This is a genomic window from Staphylococcus sp. SB1-57 (genome assembly GCF_017086425.1).
Classification (GTDB): domain Bacteria; phylum Bacillota; class Bacilli; order Staphylococcales; family Staphylococcaceae; genus Staphylococcus; species Staphylococcus warneri_A.
Map to the genome: position 1 here is coordinate 228,728 of NZ_CP070964.1, position 26,262 is coordinate 254,989.

Below are 26,262 nucleotides of genomic sequence, written 5' to 3' on the forward strand. Positions count from 1 at the left end.
ATCTAAAAATGTACAAACATTCATTATGAAGGGAATGGTGGGAAATGAAATATTGTCCTAACTGTGGCAATGAAGTAAAACCTGGACAAGCATTTTGTAACAAATGTGGTAACACATTAAAAAAAGAAAACAAACAAGCGGAAACGTCATCACAAGGGAAACAAGCGACTCAATCCAAGCAAACATATCCAGATCGTAACAAATATACTCCTCAACAAAAGAACAAAAATAAGAAGCCAATTTGGATTATAATACTCTCAATTATCTTTATTTTATTAATTGGTGCATTACTTTATGGTGCTTACTACTATTACAATAATGTAATTAAAGACAATGATAGTGATAATCAAACTACTGAAACACAAAATAAATCTAAAGATGATAGTCAGTCCAAAGAGTCATCCTCTAGTGAGTCTAATTCATCAGAGAAAGCACCAACAATCGATGTATTTAGTAATAACTTTGATCAAGGCTATATGAAATCTGCATCGACTGAAGGCTATAAAGGTATTTATAAGGATATGACTAGAAAAGAAGTAGAAGCTAAATTTGGTAAATCATCAGGCAAAGTTGACGGTGGTCAAACATATTATGAAAAATATGGTGATTTAGCGGTGCTGTATTCTGGAGATAAAGTAGATCGTGTAGGTGTTGCACCTTCTAATGTTACTGAAGATGAATTTTTAGAACATTACTATGAACCTGATGATCGAAAAAGTGATGAGTTAATTTATGATAGTAACAAAGATAATGACTTCTCAGTTATAGCTCACAGTAAAAAAGGTAAGATTACGTTAATTGAAAATATAGATCAATTATAAAGAGAGGAAACGATCAGTTAATACTGGTCGTTTTTTTATTTAAAACATTAATTTTCTGATAACTATTAAAAAATGGGTTGACTTTAATTTTAAAAATAGTTAAAGTATTACCATATTATTCTGACAATTCAGATATGTTTTGATGAGGATGAAATAAAAATCGATCGGGGGATGATAGAGATGTCAGTCAAAGCGATGACATACGATAATTTTACAGGCGATCCTTTTATAAACTCCCTCAACACTGATAACGACACTAGGGGCGCATATCAAATATTAAAATGGGCGTATGATCAATATGACGATGAATTAGTTTATTCATGTAGTTTTGGTGCAGAAAGTATGGTATTGATTGATTTAATCCATCAAATCAAACCGAATGCAAAAATTGTCTTTTTGGATACTGACCTACATTTTCAAGAAACATATAACTTAATTGATGAAGTAAAAGCAACATATCCTGAATTACGCATCGAAATGAAGAAACCTGATTTAACATTGGAAGAACAAGCTAACCGATATAACCCTGCGTTATGGAAAAATAATCCTAACCAATGTTGTTATATCAGAAAGATTAAACCACTGGAAGAGGTCTTATCTGGGGCTAAGGCTTGGGTATCAGGGCTGAGACGTGCACAATCTCCGACGAGAGCACATACTAATTTTATTAATAAAGATGAACGGTTTCATTCAATCAAAGTTTGTCCGCTTATATACTGGTCTGAAGACGATGTTTGGCAATATATTAAACAACATCAATTACCTTATAATGAATTGCATGACCATCATTATCCAAGTATTGGTTGTATTCCATGTACGTCACCAGTATTAGACTCTGAAGATTCTCGAGCAGGACGTTGGTCAAATTTTGATAAAACTGAATGCGGATTACATGTTCATGACAAACCTTAAATAAGGTTAAAAATTTTATATATAAAACCTAGTATTCCGATAAGAATTTTACAAAATGTAATAGCGTTATATTTCGTTTACTCATTTAACAGTTTGGTACATAATTAAATTAATCGAATCTGGGAGCTAGGTCATGAATGGAACGTAAAGGAAAATAAATAACGCAGAGTTAACTATGACTGGATTGAACAAGTATGATGTTGAGGTCAAAATATAGGATAGATTGCAACATACGATACCCAGACTTTCAAATTTAGGATTGAAGACAAGAGGTGGAAAATAGTGAATATTAACATCACAAATAGTCCTTTCAATGAGGAACAAGCAAAACAACTTAATGAATTACTACCAACTTTAACACCTGAACAAAAGCTTTGGTTAAGTGGTTATTTAACAGCGAGTCAACAAGCTGAGACCAATGAATCAGTGACGTCGAATCAAATAGCACAACAAGACCAACAAACTGAAACAATGCTTGCTGATAAAGAACCTGAAGTTACACCAGAAACTCGTGCCATTACAATTTTATATGGGTCAGAGACAGGAAATGCCCAAAGTTTGGCAGAAATCTTTGAAGAACGTCTTGTAGATATGGGTAACAACGTGACCTTGAAATCTATGGAAGACATTAAACCTAAAGATATTAAAAAAGTTGAAGATTTATTTATAATCACATCGACACATGGCGAAGGTGATCCACCTGATAATGCTATTGAATTACATGAATACTTACATGGGCGTAAAGCACCGAAACTAGAAGGTGTGAGATTTTCTGTACTTGCTTTAGGTGATCAATCATACGAATATTTCTGTCAAGCTGGTAAAGATTTCGACTTTAAATTAGCCGAATTAGGCGCTGAGCGATTATATGACCGTGTAGATTGTGATATCGATTACGAAGAAGATGCCGAAAAATGGATGGCCAACGTCATTAATGCTATAGGCTCCAAACCCAAAGATACTGATAGTGAGCAAGTTGTAAGCGAATCGATTAAATCAGCCAAGGAGCGTAAATATTCTAAATCCAATCCATATGAAGCAGAAGTATTAGAGAACATAAATTTAAATGGTAGAGGATCTAATAAAGAAACAAGACATGTTGAATTACTATTAGATAATTTTGGAGAGGAATACGAACCAGGCGATTGTATTGTAGTATTACCACAAAATGATCCATCTATTGTTGAATTATTAATCAGCACATTAGGATGGGATTATGAAGAACAAGTACTTATCAATGAAGATGGCGATACATTAAACCTTGAAGAGGCATTAACATCGCATTTTGAAATTACTAAACTAACGAAACCATTATTAGAGAATGCATCAGCACTATTTGATAACGATGAACTAAAAGGAAAAGTCCAAGATAAAGCATGGGTTCAAAATTATATTGAAGGACGAGACCTTATCGATTTATTAAACGATTTTAATACGACTGAACTTCAACCCGATAACCTATATCAACTATTGAGAAAGTTACCACCTAGAGAATATTCTATTTCAAGTAGTTATAAAGCAACGCCTGATGAAGTACATATTACAGTTGGTGCGGTAAGATACCATTCTCATGGTCGAGATCGAACAGGTGTCTGCTCAGTTCAATTTGCAGAACGTTTGCAACCCGGCGATACGGTACCGATTTATTTAAAACGTAATCCAAACTTTAAATTTCCACAAGAAAGTGAAGTGCCAGTCATCATGATTGGACCTGGTACAGGCGTCGCACCTTTCAGAAGTTATATGCAGGAAAGAGAAGAGTTAGGATTTAAAGGTAATACTTGGTTGTTCTTTGGTGAACAACATTTTACAACGGATTTTCTATATCAAACAGATTGGCAAGAATGGTTAGATAAAGGTTATTTATCAAAGCTGGATGTTGCATTTTCTAGAGATACTGAGCATAAAGTGTATGTGCAACACCGTATATTAGAAAATAGTAAGCAGTTTAATGAATGGATACAAAATGGTGCCGCGATTTTCGTATGTGGTGACGAAAAGCAAATGGCTAAAGATGTACACCAAACAATTAAGGAAGTATTGATGAAAGAACAAAACTTATCCGACGAAGATGCTGAAGCGTATCTTAAGCAAATGAAGAGAGAGAAAAGATATCAAAGAGACGTCTATTAACAAGAAAGGGTGTCAAACATGGTTAAATCAAATCAAAAACTGTCAGATGAATTAGATGATCATCTAGATCAAATGGAATATTTGAAGGCAGATAGCCAGTATTTGAGAGGAACCATCGAACAAGGGTTAGCTAATCCTATTACTGGTGCGATTTCTCAAGATGATGCGAAGTTATTAAAGTTTCATGGTAGTTATATGCAAGATGATAGAGATCTAAGAGATGAACGACGTAAGCAGAAATTAGAACCTGCTTATAGTTTTATGATTCGTGTTCGTGTTCCAGGTGGCAAAGCTACGCCAGAACAATGGATTGCCATGGATGATATTTCCAATCAATATGCTAACCACACCATCAAATTGACAACGCGTCAAGCATTCCAATTTCATGGTATTTTAAAACGAAATTTAAAACAATCTATGAAAGATATTAATCAATCTGTACTCGATTCGATTGCGGCCTGTGGTGACGTTAACCGAAATACAATGTGTAATCCCAATCCATATCAATCTAAAGTACATGCTGAAGTAAATGATTATGCTACAGCTATTAGCAATCATTTACTTCCTAGTACAGGTGCATATCATGAAATATGGTTAGACGGTGAGAAAGTATTAGATTCAAGTGAAGAATCAGAACCCATTTATGGAAGTACCTATTTACCTCGAAAGTTTAAAATTGGTATTGCAGTACCCCCGTCTAATGATATTGATGTTTACTCCCAAGACATTGGTTTGATTGCCATTATTGAGCAAGGTGAATTAATAGGCTTTAACATTACTATCGGTGGTGGTATGGGTATGACGCATGGTAATAAAGAGACATACCCTCAGTTAGGTCGATTAATTGGTTTCATTCCTAAAGACCAAGCGGTTGATGTGTGTGAAAAACTATTAACGATTCAACGAGATTATGGTAATAGAGAAAATCGAAAAAATGCACGTTTTAAATATACTGTTGATCGTTTAGGTGAAGCCTGGGTGACTGAAGAGCTAAATCGACGCTTAGGTTGGGAGATTGAGCCTGAAAAAGATTATGAGTTTGACCATAATGGCGATCGTCTTGGATGGATAGAGGGTGAGAATAATTGGAACTATACGCTATTTATTCAAAACGGACGTGTAAAAGATACTGAAGATTATCAACTTAAAACAGCACTTCGTGAAATTGCAGAGACACATACTGGAGATTTCAGATTGTCACCTAATCAAAATTTGGTCATTGCTAACATTTCTCCAGAAAAGAAAAACGACATACAACAAATTATAGATAAATATCAACTTACAGATGGTACTTATTATACTGGATTAAGACGTAATTCAATGGCTTGTGTAGCATTTCCTACATGTGGTCTTGCTATGGCAGAATCAGAACGTTATTTACCTTCACTCATTTCTAAAATTGAAAATTTACTTGATGAAGCGGGTGTTCAAGAAGAAGACATTACGATTCGAATGACAGGCTGTCCAAACGGTTGTGCTCGACCAGCTTTAGCAGAAATTGCATTTATCGGTAAAGCACCAGGAAAATACAATATGTATTTAGGCGGTGGATTTAAAGGGGAAAGACTCAATAAATTATATAAAGAAAATATTGATGAAAACGAAATTTTACAAACGTTAAGACCATTACTCATTCAGTATGGAAAAGAAAAATTACCGAATGAACATTTTGGTGATTTTGTGATACGCACTGGTGTGGTGTCAAAAGTTAACGATGGAAGAGATTTCCATAGTTAAAAGATAAAAAGGCGTTAGGGGTTGAGTTTCTATGGGCAAAGTTTATTTAGTAGGTGCAGGACCAGGAGATCCTGAATTATTAACGATCAAAGGGCTTAGAGCAATTAAAGAAGCAGATGTTATTTTGTATGACAGACTAATTAATAAAGACATATTAGATTATGCTAAGCCCAACACCAAGTTTTTCTATTGTGGAAAGGACCCATATAGACATTCGTTACCTCAAGAAGAAACGAATCGTATGATGATTCAGTTAGCCAAAAAAGGACATACAGTTACACGGTTAAAAGGCGGCGATCCATTTGTATTTGGTCGTGGCGGAGAAGAAGCGGAGCAATTGGCGACACAACATATTCCATTTGAAATTGTCCCAGGTATTACATCAGGGATAGCTGCACCAGCATACGCAGGCATCCCAGTAACCCATCGAGATTATAGCTCATCTGTGGCGTTTATCACTGCTGTTAATAGACCGGGAATGGATAAGGAAGAATATTGGCAACATTTAGCGCATGGTCCTGAAACCTTATGTATTTATATGGGCGTCAAACGATTACCGGAGATTTGTGAGTTACTAGTTAAATTTGGAAAGGATCCACAAACGCCAGTCGCACTTGTACATATGGGTACATCCACATCACAACATACAGTGACTGGCACATTGCAAGATATCACAAATAAGGCGAGTAACATTACTAATCCAGCGATGATTGTAGTTGGAGATGTAGTGAATATGAGAGACAAAATCAGTTGGTTTAAAGAGCAAATCTTTAAAGAAGATGTCAATTTGGCTAAGTAAGATACACTTAATTTTTAGAATATTAAAATAATTATTTTAATAGGAAAGGTGACGAGCGCATGCAAATGCCAATCATGATTAATTTATCACAAATGAATGTTGTGGTTATTGGAGGTGGTCGAATAGCGACACGACGTGTGGAATTGCTACTTGAGTATGCCAAACAGATTCACATAGTAAGCCCTCAAATAACGGAACATTTAAATGAGCTTATCCAACAACAACAGGTAACATGGCATCAAAAGGAATTTGAAGCCTCAGATGTTGAAAATGCAGACTTAGTCATCGCTGCTACTAATGACGACCTAGTGAATGACGAGGTTAAACAACATCTAGGGTCTCGCACATTATTTAATCATGTAGGTAATGCAAAAGAGGGTAATATCACATTTCCTAATCAACTTAGAAGAGGCAAGCTCACTTTAAGTGTATCAACAGATGGCGCAAGTCCTAAACTAGCTAAGCAAATCATACAGGATTTGGCACAAACGTATGATGCTTCATATGAAGATTATATTGACTTTTTATATGAGTCTAGACAACTCATTAAAGAAAAAGCACTCACATCAACAGAAAGGCAAAGGTTACTCCAAGATATTTTGACTGAGGAATATAAACATCCGAATGCACAACAATCTTTTATAAGCTGGTTGAAAACGCTAGATTCATCCAGATAGGGGGCAAGATCATATATGCGGAAATTACTTGTTTTTGCGTTAGCAGGCTTTTTAGCACAATTAGTAGATGGATCACTTGGAATGGGATTTGGTGCGTCATCATCCTCTATTCTATTAACCTTTGGTGTGGCACCTGCGATTGTCTCAGCTACAGTTCATTTTTCAGAAATAGCGACTACCGCAGCATCAGGAACCTCACATTGGAAGTTTGAAAATGTCCATTATCCAACGATGTTGAAATTAGCTATTCCAGGTGCAATTAGTGCATTTCTAGGTGCAGCAGTATTAACAAGAATTAATGCTAATGCAATTAAACCACTGATTGCTTTATTTCTATTTTCGATGGGCGTTTATATATTATATCAATTTATATTTAAGCATACGAACGAGGAACATCATTATTCAGGTCAATTTGGCCGAATTAGAATGGTGTTACAAGGTGCTATCGCAGGCTTTTTAGATGCTATAGGTGGAGGCGGATGGGGACCTGTCAATACACCGTTACTTTTATCTAGTAAAAAGATGGAACCACGTTATGTGATTGGTACAGTCTCAGCAAGCGAGTTTTTCGTCACACTGTCAGCATCTTTAAGTTTTATCGTCTTCTTAGGTATGACGCATATCAATTGGTTGGCAGTGATAGCGCTGAGTGTAGGTGGACTGATTGCAGCACCTATTTCCGCATATCTAGTTAAAATCCTACCGATTAATATTTTAGCAATATGTGTTGGAGGATTAATTATTTTCACTAATAGTAATGCATTACTTAGTTACTTTGTTGAGGACGAGGTGTTATCTAACATTGTGAGAGTCATCATTATCGTAGTTGTGTTAAGTCTACTTGTTATCCAGGTCATTAGAAATAGAATACTGAGTTTTTCTTACAATAAAAGCCGAGTAAACAAATATAATTAATTGGAAAAGGAGATTTAAATATGTCAGAGCATAAAACGTATACAAATGATACTATTCGCCCACATGGTGGAACATTGGTCAATCGTATTGTAAAAGGTACAGAAAGAGAACAACTGATTGAAAATGCGAAGTCTTTACATTCAATTATATTAAATCAATGGAGCTTATCGGATCTAGAATTAATAGGCATTGGTGGGTTCAGTCCATTAACTGGTTTTATGAATCAAGCTGATTATGAAAGTGTCGTAGAACATGTTCATCTAAAAAATGGTCATGTTTGGAGTGTGCCAATTACATTGCCAGTAAGTCAAACAGAGGCTAACAATTTAGAGATTGGCGAACAGGTAGCACTATATGGAGAAGATGGTACATTGTATGGTGTGTTAGATTTAGAAGAAAAATATACTTATGATAAAGAAAAGGAAGCACAACATGTTTATGGTACAACAGATAATGCACATCCAGGGGTGAAAAAGGTTTACGAAAAAGGTGAGTATTACTTAGCGGGGCCAATACAATTGATTAATCGTCCACAACATGATGCATTTGTAGATTACCATCTTGACCCATTAGAAACGAGACAGCTATTTAATGAATTGAATTGGAAGACTGTTGTAGGATTTCAAACTAGAAACCCAGTTCATCGTGCCCATGAATATATTCAGAAATCAGCATTAGAAATTGTAGATGGATTACTATTAAATCCATTAGTAGGTGAAACTAAATCTGATGATATTCCAGCAGAGGTAAGAATGGAAAGTTATCAAGCCATACTTAAAAACTATTTCCCAGAAAATCAAGCACGTTTAGTCATTTATCCAGCTGCGATGAGATATGCAGGTCCAAGAGAAGCCATTTTACATGCGCTAGTAAGACAAAACTATGGTTGCACACACTTTATTGTTGGTAGAGACCATGCAGGTGTTGGTGACTATTATGGCACTTATGAAGCACAGGAATTTATTTCTCAATTTGAAAATGAATTAGATATACAAATTTTAAAATTTGAGCATGCCTTTTACTGTGAAGCATGTGGCAATATGGCTACAGCTAAAACTTGTCCACACGATGCTTCGAATCATTTACATTTAAGTGGTACGAAAGTGAGAGAGAAATTACGCAACGGAGAATCATTACCAGAAAAATTTTCAAGACCAGAAGTGGCAAATGTGCTGATCAAAGGATTAAAAGAGAAATGACAAAGGGTGATGTTAAATGAGTGAAACAAAACATATTACATGGCACGAATCTGAAGTCACAAAAGCACAACGACAAACGCGTAATGGTCATCAAAGTGTATTAATTTGGTTTACTGGTTTATCAGGATCAGGTAAATCTACGGTATCGGTTGCTTTAGAAAAGGCATTATTTGAAGATGGCAAACAAACGTATCGTTTAGATGGAGATAATGTCAGACACGGTTTAAATAAAAATTTGGGATTTTCTCCTGAAGATAGACAAGAGAATATTCGACGCATCGGTGAAGTAGGTAAGCTAATGGTAGATTCAGGTGCAATTACAGTTACAGCTTTTATATCACCGTACAAACAAGATAGGGATAATGTTAGACAATTATTTGAGGAACAAGAATTTATCGAAGTTTATACACAATGCAGTATTGAGACTTGTGAGCAACGTGATCCTAAAGGCTTATATAAGAAGGCACGTACAGGTGAAATACCTGAATTTACAGGTATTAGTGCACCATATGAACCACCTGAAAATCCAGAGATTATCATTGATACTGAAGATAATAGTGTCGAGGCTTCAGTTAACCAAATATTAAACTATTTGAAAGAACATCGTTATATTTAAATATACGAGGTAAAGCGTGTATTGAAACTGATTCAATTTTCATACACGCTTTATTTTTTATGGAATAAGATAGTTATCAATATGAATCGAAAATTAAATTAATGTTTGAACATCTACTGATTGTGAAATAATAAATAAGAAATAAGTAATTATACACATAAAATGAAGGTGATAACATGAGTGTCTTTTCTAAAGAGGATAAAATTCAAATATTGTCAGATATGATTGAGATCAATACTGAAAATGATAATGAACTTGAAGTATGTAAATATCTTAAATCATTATTGAGCAAATATGACATAGATTCAAAAATTCTAGAAGTGGATGATAATCGTGCTAATTTAATAGCTGAAATTGGTGATGGGTCGCCGAAGCTTGGTATCTCAGGGCATATGGATGTTGTTGATGCTGGGGATCATAATGAATGGAAGCATGATCCATTTAAATTAACAGAAGAAGATAGTAAATTGTACGGTCGAGGTACGACTGATATGAAGGGCGGTTTAGCAGCATTAGTTATTGCTATGATTGAAATTAAAGCGTCAGGTCATCTACAACAAGGTTCAATTAGATTAATGGCTACTACAGCAGAAGAAAGAGAAATGTCAGGGGCAGAGAAACTTAAAGAACAAGGCTATGTTGATGATTTAGATGGTTTAATTATTGCCGAACCGTCAGATGGCTTCGTATTTTACGCCTCAAAAGGGTCCATGGGATTAAAAGTAACATCTAAAGGCGTGCCCGCACATAGCTCATTACCATCACTGGGACATAATGCGATTAATACCCTCATTGAATTTATTCAAAAAATTAAAGAAAAGTATGATGATATCAAGAAAAACGAAGGAACACATGCACTTGATGTTCACCCATTTATAGATGAATTTTTTGGAGACCAAGTTGACGATAAGACGGAAGAAAAAGTTGAAGACGTAGCAGCAGGACTGGTTATTGTTAATTCGATTATACGAGGTGGAGAACAATTTAATACAGTTCCTGAAGAAGCCTATGCTGAATTTAATGTGAGAACTGTACCTGAATATGATAATCGAGCCATTGAAAAATTATTTAAAGATACGATAGAAGAGGTTGATAGTGACAGACTTTCTTTAGAAGTGACTGTCGATCATCAAACCGTATATTCTCAAAAAGATAACACGTTAGTACAAAGCTTTTTAGATTATAATAATGAATTTAAAGTATCTGGTTTAGTTGGGGCGACTGATGCAGCAGAATTATTAGTAGATAAAGATGAAGACTTTGATTTAGCTATTATTGGCCCAGGTCATATGACTATGGCACACAAAACAGATGAATATGTTTATAAATCAAGATATTTAGACTATACAGATATGTATCAACAAGTAATGTTGAATTATTTAAACAAAACCAAATAAAGGAAAGTGAGATGAACTAAGATTATTGCGGGAATGAAATGCAATAATCTTAGTTTTTTTATGCTGGAAATTGTCAGATAAATTACATACGTAGTAATAATTAATATGAACAAAATGATTAAGTTGCGTAGCTACCCTTTTGAAACCCATTACAATGATAACCCAACAATTTTACAAAAAATGTTGGATTATTATGATTCATTTACAAAATCTTAACATTGCCCACAAAAGCTTGTTTGTTTGTTAGAGTGTGTCTTGTCGTTATTTAACGAAGAAAAAACTTATATGTTTATAGAAAATTGAAGGTAGCCACGAGATAATAAACAAAAAAGCTTTATCATTCTTAGGAGGATATTTAAAATGAAAAAAATCGCTACAGCTACAATTGCAACAGCAGGTTTCGCAACATTTGGTTTAATGCAACATGATGCAGATGCAGCAGAAAACAATAACGGATATAATCCTAATGACCCTTATTCATATGAATACACATATACGATTGATCAACAAGGTAACTACCACTATGATTGGAAAGGTAATTGGAGTCCTAGCCAACAACAAGGCAATAACAATAGTTATTCATATGGTAACCAAGCTACTCAAAACTACAATTCAAATAACGCTACAAACAATAATCAAAATACACAATCTTACACAACTGACAATACCAATAATCAAGGTGGCGGATTAGGTGCTGATTATTCAACATCAGATAAAAACATCAAAGTGACTACACAAAATGCGCCATCTTCAAATAACTCAACTGCATTTTCTGGACAATCAGGTTCTGGTTCAAATGCGTATACTGCTGGTCAATGTACTTATTATGTATATGACAAAGTTGGCGGTAAAATTGGTTCTAATTGGGGTAACGCAAGTAACTGGACAAACGCAGCAGCACAAGATGGTTATAATGTAAGTAATTCACCTAAACAAGGTGCAATTATGCAAACATCACAAGGTGCATTTGGTCACGTTGCCTATGTTGAAAATGTAAATAGTGATGGTTCAATCAAAGTTTCAGAAATGAACTATAATGGTGGACCAGGTAACGTTTCAACTCGTACAATTTCAGCTAGCCAAGCTGGTTCATACAACTACATTTCATAATGATATATGTTTAAATGCGAACTCGAAATAATATTTAATATTATTTCGAGTTCTTTTTTTGTTTTGGATTAAATTTTTAATGTGTATGACATATTTGTCATGCTATTAAATTCGTGCATCCATGGGGTTTTATTATTATTTGACATACTTCAATTTTCAAAACAATGATTTCAAAAATTGAATGATTATTTTTATAGTTGTTCATGAATTAGTAATAAACTTATGACAGTTTAGTTAAGTCATCGATTATACATTGTAATACTATATATTGTGTTTTAAATTTTAAATAAGCACTATATATAGAAAAGAGTGGTAAGATGAATCAACTAGAACAATCATTAACTGGTTTGATTGAGAAGGATCCAACTATCGTAAATGAGAATGCTAATAAAGATAGCAATACCTTTTCGACTATGCGCGATTTAACGGCAGGTATTGTTTCAAAATCATATGCTTTAAATTATTTATTGCCTAAACATATTGCTGAGGCGCATCAAAATGGTGACATTCACTTTCATGATTTAGATTATCATCCATTCCAACCATTAACAAATTGTTGCTTAATTGATGCAAAAAGTATGTTGAAAAATGGCTTTGAAATAGGTAATGCCAATGTAACCTCCCCAAAATCTATTCAGACAGCGTCAGCACAACTTGTGCAAATCATTGCTAATGTCTCTAGTAGTCAATACGGCGGATGTACAGTGGATCGTGTAGATGAATTGTTGAGTGAGTATGCACAACATAATGAACGACATCATCGTGAAGTAGCACAGGCCTATGTTAAAGCTGAGCAGCTAGAAACATATGTAGAGCAACAAGTTACTAAAGATATTAATGACGCCATTGAAAGTTTGGAGTATGAGATAAATACATTATATACCTCGAATGGTCAAACACCATTTGTTACATTAGGCTTTGGTTTAGGAACAGATACATTAAGCCGTAAAATACAACAGGCGATATTGAACACGAGAATTAAAGGGTTAGGTAAAGATCGTGTCACTGCCATTTTCCCTAAATTAGTATTTTCAATTAAAGATGGTATTAATTTGAAAAAAGCTGATCCTAATTATGACATCAAACAACTTGCGTTAGAATGTTCAACAAAACGTATGTATCCTGATATATTAAATTACGACAAAATCGTTGAACTATTAGGCGATTTTAAAGCGCCGATGGGATGTCGATCTTTTTTACCAAGTTGGCGTAATGAACAAGGTAAAAATGAAAATAATGGCCGTTGCAATTTAGGTGTTGTCACTCTCAATTTACCAAGAATCGCGCTTGAATCACAAGGTGACATGACAACGTTTTGGAAAATTTTTTATCACAAAATGACGTTGATGCACGATGCTTTAGTATATAGAATAGAGCGATTAAAAGAAGCGACAGTTAATAATGCACCTATCTTATATAAAAGCGGTGCGTTTAAATATAAACTCGATGATCATGAAGATGTAATGGCGCTATTTAAGAATAAAAGAGCTACGATTTCCATGGGATACATCGGATTATATGAAACTGCTACAGTCTTTTATGGTCCTAATTGGGAACATAATGATGAAGCCAAAGCATTTACAATTGAAATATTAAAAGAAATGCAACGTCTTCAAAAGCAATGGACAAAACAATATGACATTTGGTTCAGTATATACAGTACACCTAGTGAGTCATTGACTGATCGCTTTTGCCGTTTAGATCAAGAACGATTTGGAGATATTCCAGATATTACAAGTAAAGGTTATTATCAAAATTCATTTCATTATGATGTAAGAAAAGATATTACGCCATTTGAAAAATTAGATTTTGAAAAAGATTATCCCTATTATGCGAGTGGTGGCTTTATCCATTATTGTGAGTATCCTAAATTAAATCATAATATTAAAGCACTAGAAGCGGTATGGGATTATGCTTATGATAAGGTAGGATATTTAGGTACTAATATTCCAATAGATCACTGTTATGAATGTGGATTTGATGGAGATTTTAAATCAACACCACAAGGCTATCAATGTCCAGAATGTGGTAATGATAACCCTGAAACGGTCGATGTTGTTAAACGGACATGCGGTTATTTAGGTAATCCAGTACAACGACCTGTGATTGAAGGACGTCATAAAGAAATGTGTGCTCGTGTGAAACATATGAAGGAATCTTAATCATGACACCTATATTAGGAATAGAACATGGACAGGGATATATAGCCAAAATTGAAACACATAGCTTTGTAGACGGTGAGGGTGTACGGTGTAGTGTGTATGTTTCGGGATGTCCATTCCAATGTCTAGATTGCTATAACAAAGCGGCACAACATTTTAAATATGGTGAACCATTTACAGAAAAAATATTACAAGAGATTCTCTCATATTGTGAACCGGGTTATATTAGTGGCTTAAGTATTTTAGGAGGCGAACCCTTTTGTAATTTAGATGTGACATTGAGACTCGTGCAAGCATTTCGACAAAGATTTGGACAGACCAAAACAATATGGATTTGGACTGGGTTTCAATATGAATATCTTTCACAAGATAAGGGGCTACGTTTTGAATTATTAGAATATGTAGATGTGTTAGTTGATGGCATGTTTATCACTCAGTTATATCGTCCTAATCTACCTTACAAAGGTTCTTTAAATCAAAGAGTGATTGATGTCAATACATCATTGCAACGACACCAATTGTGTGAATACATTTACAGTGGTCCATCGACGAGTCACAGTTTTTAATCATGTTATAAATCGATATAAAAGGGAAATGTAATTATAAGAGTAAAGATTCAATATAGAGAAGGTGAGACAGTATGTGGTTATTAATAGGTAAATGGATGATTGCCATTGGTCTTATCGTAGGTTCCATTATTGAAGAAACGATTTATAAAAAACGTCGACAAGCACGTAAAACACAACAATAATAAGACAATGAATCATATGGGCAATAACTACAATGTGTAGTGTTGCTCATATATTTTTTTGATGTAAATCTAATTTATAATTGTTAACAATTTTTGACGATGTTGAAATACTAGATATATCAGTCTTAAAGACTCGTTTTGATTGATGAAATAATACTTTTGATTTTGTAATCAAATATGAAAATATATACTTATCACATGTTTAAGTGATAAAATATCAATGTTACTAAAAATTAACATCATAAGAGAGTTAGGAGTTCCTAAATTGCTACTGTTTATAATAGAAATTATGATTATGATTTTAGCGGTGTTACTAGGTTTAAGAACAGCCGGAGCACTTGGTTGTGGCATATTTGCCATTGTAGCGCAACTGATTATGATTTTTGGCTTTCAATTACCACCTGGTTCGGCACCTGTCACAGCTGTGTTAATTATTCTTTCAATAGGTATTGCAGGTGGCACGTTGCAAGCTACTGGCGGTATAGACTACCTTGTATATATTGCATCTAAAATTATCGAGAGATTCCCAAAATCAATTATTTTTATTGCACCAATGATTGTGTTTGTCTTTGTCTTTGGTATTGGTACTGCCAATATTGCTTTATCATTAGAACCTATTATTGCTAAGACAGCTCAAAAAGCAAACATACAACCTAAAAAAGCACTTACTGCATCAGTACTCACTGCGAATTTAGCACTTTTATGTAGTCCGGCTGCATCAGCAACAGCTTATATTATTTCTGTATTAGCTGGTTACGATATTTCTATGGGTAAATATTTAAGTATCGTATTACCAACTGCGATTTTGAGTATGCTTTTATTAAGCGTATTCTGCACATTTGTTGGCAAAAATAATTCAATATCATCACAAAAGTTAGTTGAACTGCCAGAAGAGACTTTACCTAGTGAATTTTCTAAAAATGTGAAATTCGGTGTATTAGCATTCTTGATATGTGTGTTAGGTATACTAACATTTGGGATATTCCCTCATTTAATGCCATCTTTTAATGTAAATGGTAAAACGGTCAATGTTGAAATGACAGATATTGTACAATTCTTTATGTATTTAAGTGCCGCAATTAATCTATTATTATCAAAAATTAATACGTCAGATATTCTAACATCACATATTTCTCAATCAGCATTTGGCGCATTGTTTGCAGTATTAGGTCCTGGTTGGTTAGGCGCTACTATATTTAATGCACCTAATAATTTGAAAATATTAAAAAATGATATTGGCCAAGCCATTAGCAGTGTACCTTGGCTAGTCATCATTCTCGTATCAGTAGTAGCGATGATCGTGATTTCTCAAACAGCGACTGCATCCATTATGGTGCCAATTGTAATGAGTCTAGGTATTCCACCCATTTATTTTGTCGCCATGGTTCAAACACTTAACGTTAACTTTGTGATCCCAGCACAACCCACTATATTATTTGCAGTTGAATTGGACGAAACAGGCAGAACAAGACCTACAAGTTTTATTATTCCAGGATTCTTTGTCATTATCGTATCAGTTGTGATTGGTTTTACATTGAAATTATTATTAGGATACTAACCATTGATGATTTAAACTATCTTTCACGAATTAAGTGAGAGATAGTTTTTTTGTAATAAAGCACATTTATTAAAAGAAACTGAAATAAATAAAAATTCTATTTGTATGCATAAAAATTCATAGTTTTAAAGAAGTTAAGTTTGTTCAATTCGTTAAATCTAAATTTAACACTGTTGTCACAACAATTGATTGTGAAAGAATAATCGTCAGAAATTATATAATTATTCAATATTGGGATTGTATTTCTTTGTATGTAATTTGCATTATTATTAAATGTTCGTTATTGTCAATTTTGTGAATCAATTATATTTGAACGTGGAACTTAAGAACATCAAGATTCATAAATCATTTAGTATTAGGGGGATCACGATTGAGAAAAGAAAAAGTTATGGACTGGACGACCTTTATAGGTGTAGTCATAGTGTTACTTTTAGCTGTTATACCTATGATGGTTTTCCCGAAAGCAAGTGAGACAATTATTACAGATATCAATAGTGCAATTTCTAACTCGATTGGTTCTGTTTATTTATTCTTAGGATTAGCTATTTTTTGTTTCGTTTTATACATAGCATTTGGTAAATACGGTAATGTTACTCTAGGTAGAGCGAGTGACAAGCCGGAATTTAACACATTTACTTGGGCAGCCATGTTATTCTGTGCAGGTATTGGTTCAGATATTCTATATTGGGGTGTAATTGAGTGGGCATTCTATTATCAAGTGCCACCTAATGGCGCTAAAAGTATGTCCGATGAAGCACTACAGTATGCGACGCAATACGGAATGTTCCACTGGGGTCCGATTGCATGGGCGATTTATGTATTGCCAGCATTACCAATTGGTTATTTAGTGTTCGTTAAAAAACAACCTATATATAAAATTAGCCAAGCGTGTAGACCTATATTAAAAGGACAAACAGATAAGTTTGTAGGTAAACTTGTTGATATCTTATTTATCTTCGGATTATTAGGCGGTGCAGCGACCTCACTTGCCTTAGGTGTACCTTTAATATCAGCAGGTATTGAAAGACTTACTGGTCTGAATGGCGAGAATATGATAATGCGTTCAATTATTTTATTAACTATCACAGTTATATTTGCCATTAGTTCATATACAGGATTGAAAAAAGGGATTCAAAAGCTGAGTGACGTCAATGTATGGTTATCATTTATCTTATTAGCCTTTGTCTTCATTATTGGACCAACTGTATTTATTATGGAAACTACAGTGACTGGTTTAGGGAACATGATGCGAGATTTCTTCCATATGGCCACTTGGGTTGAGCCATTTGGTGGTATCGGTCATCGTAAAGAGACACATTTCCCTCAAGATTGGACGATATTCTATTGGTCATGGTGGCTAGTGTATGCACCATTTATTGGTTTATTTATTGCTCGAATTTCAAAAGGTAGAACTCTAAAAGAAGTCGTTCTTGGTACAATGATATATGGTACGTTAGGTTGTGCATTATTCTTTGGTATATTTGGTAACTATGCCGTTTATTTACAAATTTCTGGTCAATTTAATGTGGTTGATTTCTTAAATCATCACAGTACAGAAGCGACTATCATTGAGGTAATGCATCATTTACCATTCCCAACTATAACGATTGTCTTATTCTTAATTTCAGCATTCTTATTCTTAGCGACAACATTTGATTCTGGTTCTTATATTTTAGCAGCTGCTTCTCAAAAGAAAGTGATTGGGGAGCCATTAAGAGCGAACAGATTATTCTGGGCATTTGCGTTATGTTTATTGCCATTCTCACTAATGTTAGTGAGTGGGGAACGTGCACTAGATGTACTTAAGACTGCATCGATACTTGCGAGTGTACCATTAATCGTCATATTTATATTTATGATGGTCTCATTCTTGATTACTTTAGGACGAGATCGAATCAAATTAGAAACACGTGCTGAGAAATTAAAAGAGGTTGAAAGACGTTCACTACGAATTGTTCAAGTGAAAGAAGAAGAACAAGACGATAATTTATAACATATTAAAAAGGCTAAAGGATTGATATCCTTTAGCCTTTTACTTATCTTCGTGTTCTGGAATAGGGAAGTATTTAAAGATTTCTCCTGTTTCTAAAGCTTCGCTAAGTTGTGCTAACCATTCGTAATACACCTTTGAATGATCGAGTTGTGCTTTCACTTTATCAATATCTTGTCTTTCTTCATCAGTTAAATCACTGTTGTTTAAGAGAGGATTTAAAATAGCTTCAGCATCTTTAACTGCTTCCATGTTTGTATCGATTTCTCGTTCCCATTTTTTTGTGAAGAAATTGCGGAAGAAAGTAAAGAAGTCTTTTTCAGCAATGAAATGTTGCTTTCTGCTACCTCTTGTAAATTGTTGTTTAACGATGTCATATTCTTGTAGTTTCTTTACACCTGCACTCATGCTAGGTTTACTCATTTGCAGTTGTTGTCTCATTTCATCTAGTGTCATACTTCCTTCAAACACAATGATACCGTATAAGTTACCAACACTACGATTAATGCCATACAAGTCCATTGTTTCGCCAATGGAATTAATTACCAAGTCTTTGGCTTCTTCGACTTGAGATGTGTAGTTTTCCGAACGTGTCATGACTGTACCTCCAAAAAGAATTATTTCATTTTACCACGTCTCAACATAAAGTTAACATGATTTCATCTTTTATATGCTAATCAATTATATAATTTTATTTAAAAAAATGAAAAGCAAGGTTTTAGAAAAATTATTTTGTTTTATCTCGTTGTAAGAGCGCTGTTTGAATCAGCTCAAAAAGGAACACTCTAGCTAAAGCTAGTGCGTAAGAATATCTAACTTAATAAAATTAAGAGTGATTCTTTATTCTCCAGACCTTTTGACGGCTTCCAAAAAGCAGGATTTTCGGCTGAAATACTCACGACGCATAAAATTTGAAAAGTAATTTTATTTATCGTTCGAATCAGCTCAAATCCTAAACGCTTTTCTTCAGACCTTTTGACATGTTTTCGTTTTATATGCTAACATATTTCTGTAAAATTCGTTAAATAAAAATTTAACAAACTTAACGGAGGTATTTTGATGGAACTTGTAAAGCGCTTGTCAAATCGTCAATTCATTGATGGTGAATGGGTAGATAGCTCAAATAAAAACACGAGAGATATAATAAATCCTTATAATCAAGAAGTTATTTTCACGGTAGCTGAAGGAACAAAAGAAGATGTAGAACGCGCTATTTTAGCGGCAAGACAATCATTTGAAGATGGTGAGTTGTCCTCAGAAACAAGTGAAGTCAGAGGTCAAAAAGTAAGAGCCATTGCAGATAAAATCAAAGAACATCGTGAAGAATTAGCAAAATTAGAAACATTAGATACAGGTAAAACGTTAGAAGAATCTTATGCAGATATGGATGATATTCATAATGTATTTATGTATTTTGCGGGATTAGCTGATAAAGACGGTGGCGAAATAATTAATACGCCAATTCCTAATTCAGAAAGTAAAGTCGTTAAAGAACCAGTAGGCGTGGTGACACAAATTACACCTTGGAACTATCCTTTATTACAAGCATCATGGAAAATCGCGCCAGCATTAGCAACTGGATGTTCACTTGTTATGAAACCAAGTGAAATTACACCACTAACAACGATTCGAGTATTCGAATTGATGGAAGAAGTAGGTTTCCCTAAAGGTACAATTAACTTAGTTTTAGGTGCTGGTTCAGAAATTGGTGATGTGATGTCAGGTCACGAAGAAGTGGATCTTGTATCATTTACAGGTGGTATTAAGACTGGTAAACATATCATGAAACAAGCAGCAGACCATGTAACGAACATAGCATTAGAACTTGGTGGTAAGAATCCAAATATCATTTTTGATGATGCAGATTTTGAATTAGCAGTTGACCAAGCATTGAATGGTGGTTATTTCCACGCAGGACAAGTATGCTCAGCAGGTTCAAGAATATTAGTGCATAACGACATTAAAGAGGACTTTGAAAAGGCACTCATCGATCGTGTTAGCAAAATTAAACTTGGTAATGGTTTTGATGATGAAACAGAAATGGGTCCAGTGATTTCAAAAGAACATAGAGATAAAATTGAGAAATATATGGAAGTTGCCAAAGAAGATGGCGCTACAATCGCTATTGGTGGTAAACATCCTGAAAGAGAAGATTTACAAGCAGGCTTATTCTTTGAACCAACTGTAATTACGGATTGCGATACATCTATGCGTATTGTACAAGAAGAGGTATTTGGACCAGTTGTTACAGTAGAAGGATTTTCTGATGAAGCAGAAGCCATTCACTTAGCTAATGATTCTATTTATGGATTAGCTGGTGCTGTATTTAGTAAAGATATCGGTAAAGCACAACGTGTTGCTAACAAATTAAAGCTAGGCACTGTATGGATTAATGATTTCCATCCATATTTCGCACAAGCACCATGGGGTGGATATAAACAATCAGGTATCGGCAGAGAACTTGGTAAAGAAGGTTTAGAAGAGTATTTAACATCTAAACACATTCTAACAAACACTAATCCAGAACCAGTTAACTTTTTCAGTAAATAAAACATAATAATGAAACAGAGGTTAGAGTGACGTATGTTATATGGGTTGCTCGACCTCTTACATATATCAGTACCATTCAAGATAACAATGAAAGAGATGTATACAAACAAAAATTGATTTCGGAGGTTATACGTGATGAGTAGAAAACACGATTCATACGATTACATCATTATTGGTGGCGGTAGTGCAGGATCAGTATTAGGTGCAAGACTAAGTGAAGATAAAGATAAAAATGTATTAGTATTAGAAGCGGGACGTAGTGACTATTTCTGGGATCTATTTATTCAAATGCCAGCTGCGTTAATGTTCCCTTCTGGTAATCCATTATATGATTGGATTTATCAAACTGAAGAAGAACCACATATGGGACGTAAAGTAGACCATGCAAGAGGTAAAGTATTAGGTGGTTCAAGTTCAATTAACGGTATGATTTATCAAAGAGGTAACCCAATGGACTATGAAGGTTGGGCAGAACCTGAAGGTATGGAAACTTGGGACTTTGCACATTGCTTACCATACTTTAAAAAATTAGAAACAACATATGGTTCAGCGCCATATGATAAATATAGAGGACATGATGGCCCAATCAAATTGAAACGTGGTCCAGCAACTAATCCATTGTTCAAATCATTCTTTGATGCAGGTGTTGAAGCAGGATATCATAAAACACCTGACGTGAATGGTTTCCGTCAAGAAGGATTCGGTCCATTTGATAGTCAAGTACATCATGGACGCCGTATGTCAGCATCAAGAGCTTATTTACGTCCAGCTATGAAACGTAAAAATTTAGATGTGGAAACAAGAGCATTTGTAACTAAAATTAATTTCGATGGTAGAAGAGCAACGGGTGTCACTTACAAGAAAAATGGTAAAGAAAGAACAATTAATGCCAAAGAAGTTATTTTATCTGGCGGTGCTTTCAATACGCCACAATTATTACAATTATCAGGTATTGGTGATTCAGAATTCTTGAAATCTAAAGGTATTGAACCTCGTGTTCATTTACCTGGTGTTGGGGAAAACTTTGAAGACCACTTAGAAGTTTATATTCAACATGAATGTAAAGAGCCTGTATCATTACAACCTAGTTTAGATATTAAACGTATGCCATTTATCGGCTTACAATGGATTTTCGCACGTAAAGGTGCTGCAGCTTCTAACCACTTTGAGGGTGGTGGTTTCGTACGTTCAAATAATGAAGTGGATTATCCTAATTTAATGTTCCACTTCTTACCAATTGCAGTACGTTACGATGGTCAAAAAGCACCTGTCGCACATGGTTACCAAGTGCACGTAGGTCCAATGTACTCTAATTCACGCGGTAGCTTGAAAATTAAATCTAAAGATCCATTTGAAAAACCAAGTATCATCTTTAACTATTTATCAACAAAAGAAGATGAACGTGAATGGGTAGAAGCTATTCGAGTTGCAAGAAACATCTTATCTCAAAAAGCGATGGATCCATTTAATGCTGGAGAAATTTCTCCAGGACCATCTGTTCAAACAGATGAAGAAATTTTAGATTGGGTACGTAAAGACGGTGAAACAGCGTTACATCCTTCATGCAGTGCGAAAATGGGACCTGCATCAGATCCAATGGCAGTTGTAGACCCACTAACAATGAAAGTACATGGTATGGAAAATTTACGCGTTGTTGATGCATCAGCAATGCCTAGAACAACAAACGGAAATATTCATGCACCAGTTTTAATGTTAGCTGAAAAAGCTGCTGACATTATTCGCGGTAGAAAACCATTAGAACCTCAGTATGTAGATTATTATAAACATGGTGTTCATGATGAAATGGCTGGCGCTAAAGAAAACGACCCATTTTATAAACATTAATTTTTTCAATCAATCACTTCGGTATGACATGATTCATATCGAAGTGATTTTTTATATTGTCATAATCATATCTTTAACAATGTAAAGTGTGACACAACAATAAAGTGGCATATCGTATTATAATATAAATAAAAGGAGAGGATTTTATGAGTAATACTTTAGTTGAACGTCTACGTGAAAAAGAAGATAGAATGATTGAGATTAGAAGATATCTTCATCAACATCCTGAATTATCATTTAAAGAAGTAGAAACGCCTAAATATATCGCAGACTTTTACAAAGACAAAGATTGTAAAGTAGAAACGAATATAGGACAAAATGGTGTGAAAGTAACGATTGATAGTGGTAAGCCTGGTAAAACACTTGCGATTCGTGCTGATTTTGATGCGTTACCAATTAAAGAAGAAACTGGGTTACCATTCGCCTCTAAGAACGAAGGCGTTATGCATGCGTGTGGTCACGACGCACATACTGCATATATGTTAATTTTGGCTGAAACGCTTATCGAAATGAAAGACCAATTTAAAGGTAAAGTTGTTGTTATTCACCAACCAGCTGAAGAAATGCCTCCAGGTGGTGCACAAGGTATGATTAAAGATGGTGTCTTAGACGGCGTTGATCATGTATTAGGCGCACACGTGATGAGTACAATGGAAGCTGGAAAAGTCTTTTATAAAGAAGGATTTGTTCAAACAGGACGTGCGTATTTCAAACTTACTGTACACGGTAAAGGTGGTCATGGTTCATCACCTCACATGGCAAATGATGCGATTGTTGCGGGTGCTAACTTTGTGACAACAGCACAAACTGTGGTGTCTAGACGCTTAAGTCCGTTTGAAACAGGTGTTGTTACAATTGGTTCATTTGATGGTAAGGGTCAATTTAATGTTATTAAAGATAGTATTGAAATTGAAGGTGACGTGCGTTAACAGATGATACTAGAGATACAATTGAAAAAGAATTAACGCGTCTTGTTAAAGGATTAGAAAGTACATTCGGTGTGACATGCGATTTTGAATTTAATAAGGACTATCCTGCCTTATATAATGATCCGGAATTTACATCTTACGTTGCAGACACAATTAATAATGCAGAAGACAATGATATTAAAGGTGTTGAAGAATGTGAACCACAACCCCCTTCTGAAGACTTTGCATTTTATGCAGTAGAATTGCCAAGTACATTTATTTATTCAGGGGCAGCACCTGAAGATGGTGAAATTTATCCACATCATCATCCTAAATTTAATATTAGTGAATCTTCTATGTTAGTTGCAGCTGAAGCAGTAGGAACTGTCGTGCTCGATTACTTGAATTAAAGGAGTTTAATACAACTATGAATCAACAACAAGAATTTAAAGGTAATAATAGATTATTAATTGGTATCGTATTATCGGTATTAACATTTTGGTTATTTGCGACATCATTAGTTAACGTGATCCCGACATTGACACAAACCTTTCATAGTCGATTGGAGACAATCAGTATAGCCGTCAGCCTAACAGCACTCTTTTGTGGAATGTTTGTTGTAGGTGCTGGCGGTCTTGCTGATACATATGGACGCGTTAAATTAACGAATATCGGTTTATGGCTTCATATCGTAGGGTCATTACTTGTTATTGCAACATCTTTTGTTCCGTTGCTATTAATAGGAAGAGCGATTCAAGGTTTGTCAGCAGCAGCTATTATGCCGGCGACTTTGGCAATAGTTAAAACATATTATCACGGTAAAGATAGACAACGTGCATTGAGTTTTTGGTCCATAGGGTCTTGGGGCGGTTCAGGATTAGCTTCCATATTTGGTGGTGTAGTGACCACATTTTTAGGATGGAAATATATTTTTATATTTTCCATTATCGTAGCACTCACAGCGTTGTTTCTTATTAAAGGCACGCCTGAAACAACTGCACATCAAGGGAATGAGAAGAAACGCTTTGATGTTATAGGTGTAGGATTACTTGTTTTAATTATGCTAAGTATTAATATCATCATTACGCAAGGTTCGAAGATGGGATGGTTGTCTATATTTATCATATGCTTGATATGTTTTTGCATTATGATGGCCATTGTATTTTATTATTTTGAAAGAAAATACACGCATCCATTAATAGACTTTAATCTTTTTAATAATAGATTATATTCGGTTGCGACGTTAGCTAACTTTTTATTAAATACAGTGGCAGGTACACACATTGTTGCAAATACGTTTGTACAACAAGGATTAGGCTTTTCTGCTTTTAAGGCAGGTATGTTATCAATCACATATTTAGTTGCTGTGCTTTCAATGATAAGAGTTGGCGAAATGCTATTAAGAAAAGTAGGGCCAAGACAACCCATGTTGCTTGGTACGTTTACAACCATGTTAGGCGTGTTACTCATGTCGATGACTATGCTCTCAGTTACAAGTTACATTGTAGCCTGTATATTAGGATATCTGTTATTTGGATTGGGATTAGGTTTGTTTGCAACGCCATCTACAGATACGGCTATTTCCAATTGTGCAGAATCTGAAGTCGGTGTGGCAGCAGGTATATATAAAATGTCATCATCATTAGGTGGCGCATTTGGTATTACTTTAGCTGGTACCATTTATAGTGTAACAGCAAGTACATCTTCTATTGCTACTGGTGCTATGATAAGCTTCTGGTTTAATGCTTTAATGGCATTAAGCTCATTTTTAGTTGTTTGTTTAGCTTTGCCAAAATTAACACATCGTTCAAAATAATATCACTTATGTTTATAGGCTTACATATGAGTTGGTATAATTTTGAAAAACTAAAAAATTTAATACTATTTGATTGATAGTGATGTTTTATGACGCATTTCGTGATAGTATAGTAGCAATAAGTAAGATGAGGTGATAACGTGACGTTTTATGAATTTATACAAGGGTTTACAGGGGACCAAACACCTCTAGGTGAACTTGCAGCATGGGTAGATAAAGATATACAGTTTCCCAAAGAAGAAAAGTTAGCTGACAATATATTATTATATTTTAATCAAGTATCTAATTTAGATGATGAAAAATTAGAAATAGTTAAAAGATCACTCTCATTATACGAACAAGCTGTATAAATAAATGTAAAAATGA

The 26,262-nt window shown here is 34.6% G+C and carries 20 protein-coding genes and 1 pseudogene; 20 read left to right on the plus strand and 1 reads right to left on the minus strand.

Translation table 11 applies throughout. The annotated features are described in order from the left end of the window. Positions 1–44 precede the first annotated feature (44 nt). The 15 genes from JX000_RS01060 to JX000_RS01130 all read left to right on the plus strand — a co-directional run bounded on the left by JX000_RS01060 (position 45) and on the right by JX000_RS01130 (position 18,780). Positions 45–821: a zinc ribbon domain-containing protein gene (locus JX000_RS01060; RefSeq protein WP_002452067.1), complete on the plus strand. Its 777-nt coding sequence runs from the start codon at positions 45–47 to the stop codon at positions 819–821. 180 nt (positions 822–1,001) lie between these two features. Beyond that, positions 1,002–1,733, plus strand: a complete 732-nt coding sequence (locus tag JX000_RS01065) for a phosphoadenylyl-sulfate reductase (RefSeq protein WP_145506388.1) — start codon at positions 1,002–1,004, stop codon at positions 1,731–1,733. A 282-nt stretch (positions 1,734–2,015) separates the two neighbouring features. Continuing rightward, on the plus strand, positions 2,016–3,866 hold the full coding sequence (locus JX000_RS01070; protein WP_145506385.1) for an assimilatory sulfite reductase (NADPH) flavoprotein subunit: 1,851 nt from the start codon (positions 2,016–2,018) through the stop codon (positions 3,864–3,866). An 18-nt stretch (positions 3,867–3,884) separates the two neighbouring features. Further along, complete coding sequence (locus JX000_RS01075) at positions 3,885–5,603, plus strand: NADPH-dependent assimilatory sulfite reductase hemoprotein subunit (protein ID WP_145506382.1); 1,719 nt, start codon at positions 3,885–3,887, stop codon at positions 5,601–5,603. Positions 5,604–5,634: 31 nt separating this feature from the next. Then, entirely contained in the window at positions 5,635–6,402 is a 768-nt protein-coding gene (cobA, locus tag JX000_RS01080; protein WP_002452071.1) for a uroporphyrinogen-III C-methyltransferase, read from the plus strand. A 59-nt stretch (positions 6,403–6,461) separates the two neighbouring features. Next, a complete protein-coding gene (locus JX000_RS01085) occupies positions 6,462–7,079 on the plus strand; it encodes an NAD(P)-binding protein (protein ID WP_145506376.1) in 618 nt (205 codons plus the stop codon). Positions 7,080–7,094: 15 nt separating this feature from the next. After that, positions 7,095–7,994 (plus strand): sulfite exporter TauE/SafE family protein, encoded by a 900-nt coding sequence (locus JX000_RS01090; RefSeq protein WP_206140785.1) that lies wholly within the window; start codon positions 7,095–7,097, stop codon positions 7,992–7,994. A 20-nt stretch (positions 7,995–8,014) separates the two neighbouring features. Then, entirely contained in the window at positions 8,015–9,193 is a 1,179-nt protein-coding gene (gene sat, locus JX000_RS01095; RefSeq protein WP_206140786.1) for a sulfate adenylyltransferase, read from the plus strand. 16 nt (positions 9,194–9,209) lie between these two features. After that, a complete protein-coding gene (cysC, locus tag JX000_RS01100; protein WP_002452075.1) occupies positions 9,210–9,809 on the plus strand; it encodes an adenylyl-sulfate kinase in 600 nt (199 codons plus the stop codon). Positions 9,810–9,985: 176 nt separating this feature from the next. Then, on the plus strand, positions 9,986–11,206 hold the full coding sequence (locus tag JX000_RS01105) for an ArgE/DapE family deacylase (RefSeq protein ID WP_206140787.1): 1,221 nt from the start codon (positions 9,986–9,988) through the stop codon (positions 11,204–11,206). Positions 11,207–11,566: 360 nt separating this feature from the next. After that, a complete protein-coding gene (locus tag JX000_RS01110) occupies positions 11,567–12,316 on the plus strand; it encodes a CHAP domain-containing protein (protein ID WP_145506367.1) in 750 nt (249 codons plus the stop codon). Positions 12,317–12,633: 317 nt separating this feature from the next. Continuing rightward, positions 12,634–14,478 (plus strand): anaerobic ribonucleoside-triphosphate reductase, encoded by a 1,845-nt coding sequence (nrdD, locus tag JX000_RS01115; protein WP_206140788.1) that lies wholly within the window; start codon positions 12,634–12,636, stop codon positions 14,476–14,478. A 2-nt stretch (positions 14,479–14,480) separates the two neighbouring features. Then, entirely contained in the window at positions 14,481–15,044 is a 564-nt protein-coding gene (gene nrdG, locus JX000_RS01120; protein WP_002452079.1) for an anaerobic ribonucleoside-triphosphate reductase activating protein, read from the plus strand. Between the two features lie 450 nt (positions 15,045–15,494). Then, positions 15,495–16,787: an anaerobic C4-dicarboxylate transporter family protein gene (locus tag JX000_RS01125; RefSeq protein WP_186364170.1), complete on the plus strand. Its 1,293-nt coding sequence runs from the start codon at positions 15,495–15,497 to the stop codon at positions 16,785–16,787. A gap of 370 nt (positions 16,788–17,157) precedes the next feature. Further along, complete coding sequence (locus tag JX000_RS01130; RefSeq protein WP_206140789.1) at positions 17,158–18,780, plus strand: BCCT family transporter; 1,623 nt, start codon at positions 17,158–17,160, stop codon at positions 18,778–18,780. A 39-nt stretch (positions 18,781–18,819) separates the two neighbouring features. On the opposite strand, the gene cudC is transcribed toward JX000_RS01130, so the two are convergent. Then, a complete protein-coding gene (cudC, locus tag JX000_RS01135) occupies positions 18,820–19,374 on the minus strand; it encodes a choline uptake/conversion transcriptional regulator CudC (protein ID WP_206140790.1) in 555 nt (184 codons plus the stop codon). Between the two features lie 462 nt (positions 19,375–19,836). Here cudC and betB point away from each other — a divergent pair, with 462 nt between their 5' ends. From betB to JX000_RS01160, 5 genes and pseudogenes are all read left to right on the plus strand, one after another. Next, a complete protein-coding gene (gene betB, locus JX000_RS01140; protein ID WP_145506358.1) occupies positions 19,837–21,327 on the plus strand; it encodes a betaine-aldehyde dehydrogenase in 1,491 nt (496 codons plus the stop codon). A gap of 135 nt (positions 21,328–21,462) precedes the next feature. Continuing rightward, positions 21,463–23,172, plus strand: coding sequence for a choline dehydrogenase (betA, locus tag JX000_RS01145; protein WP_002452084.1), 1,710 nt, complete (start codon positions 21,463–21,465; stop codon positions 23,170–23,172). 146 nt (positions 23,173–23,318) lie between these two features. Beyond that, positions 23,319–24,490, plus strand: a pseudogene (locus tag JX000_RS01150) (M20 family metallopeptidase). Between the two features lie 17 nt (positions 24,491–24,507). Further along, positions 24,508–25,896 carry an MFS transporter gene (locus tag JX000_RS01155; protein WP_206140791.1) on the plus strand — a complete coding sequence of 463 codons (1,389 nt, stop codon included), beginning with the start codon at positions 24,508–24,510 and terminating at the stop codon, positions 25,894–25,896. 140 nt (positions 25,897–26,036) lie between these two features. Next, the gene (locus JX000_RS01160; RefSeq protein WP_049423144.1) at positions 26,037–26,246 is read left to right on the plus strand and encodes a sterile alpha motif-like domain-containing protein; all 210 of its coding nucleotides are present in this window, start codon (positions 26,037–26,039) and stop codon (positions 26,244–26,246) included. The last annotated feature ends 16 nt before the right edge of the window (positions 26,247–26,262 follow it).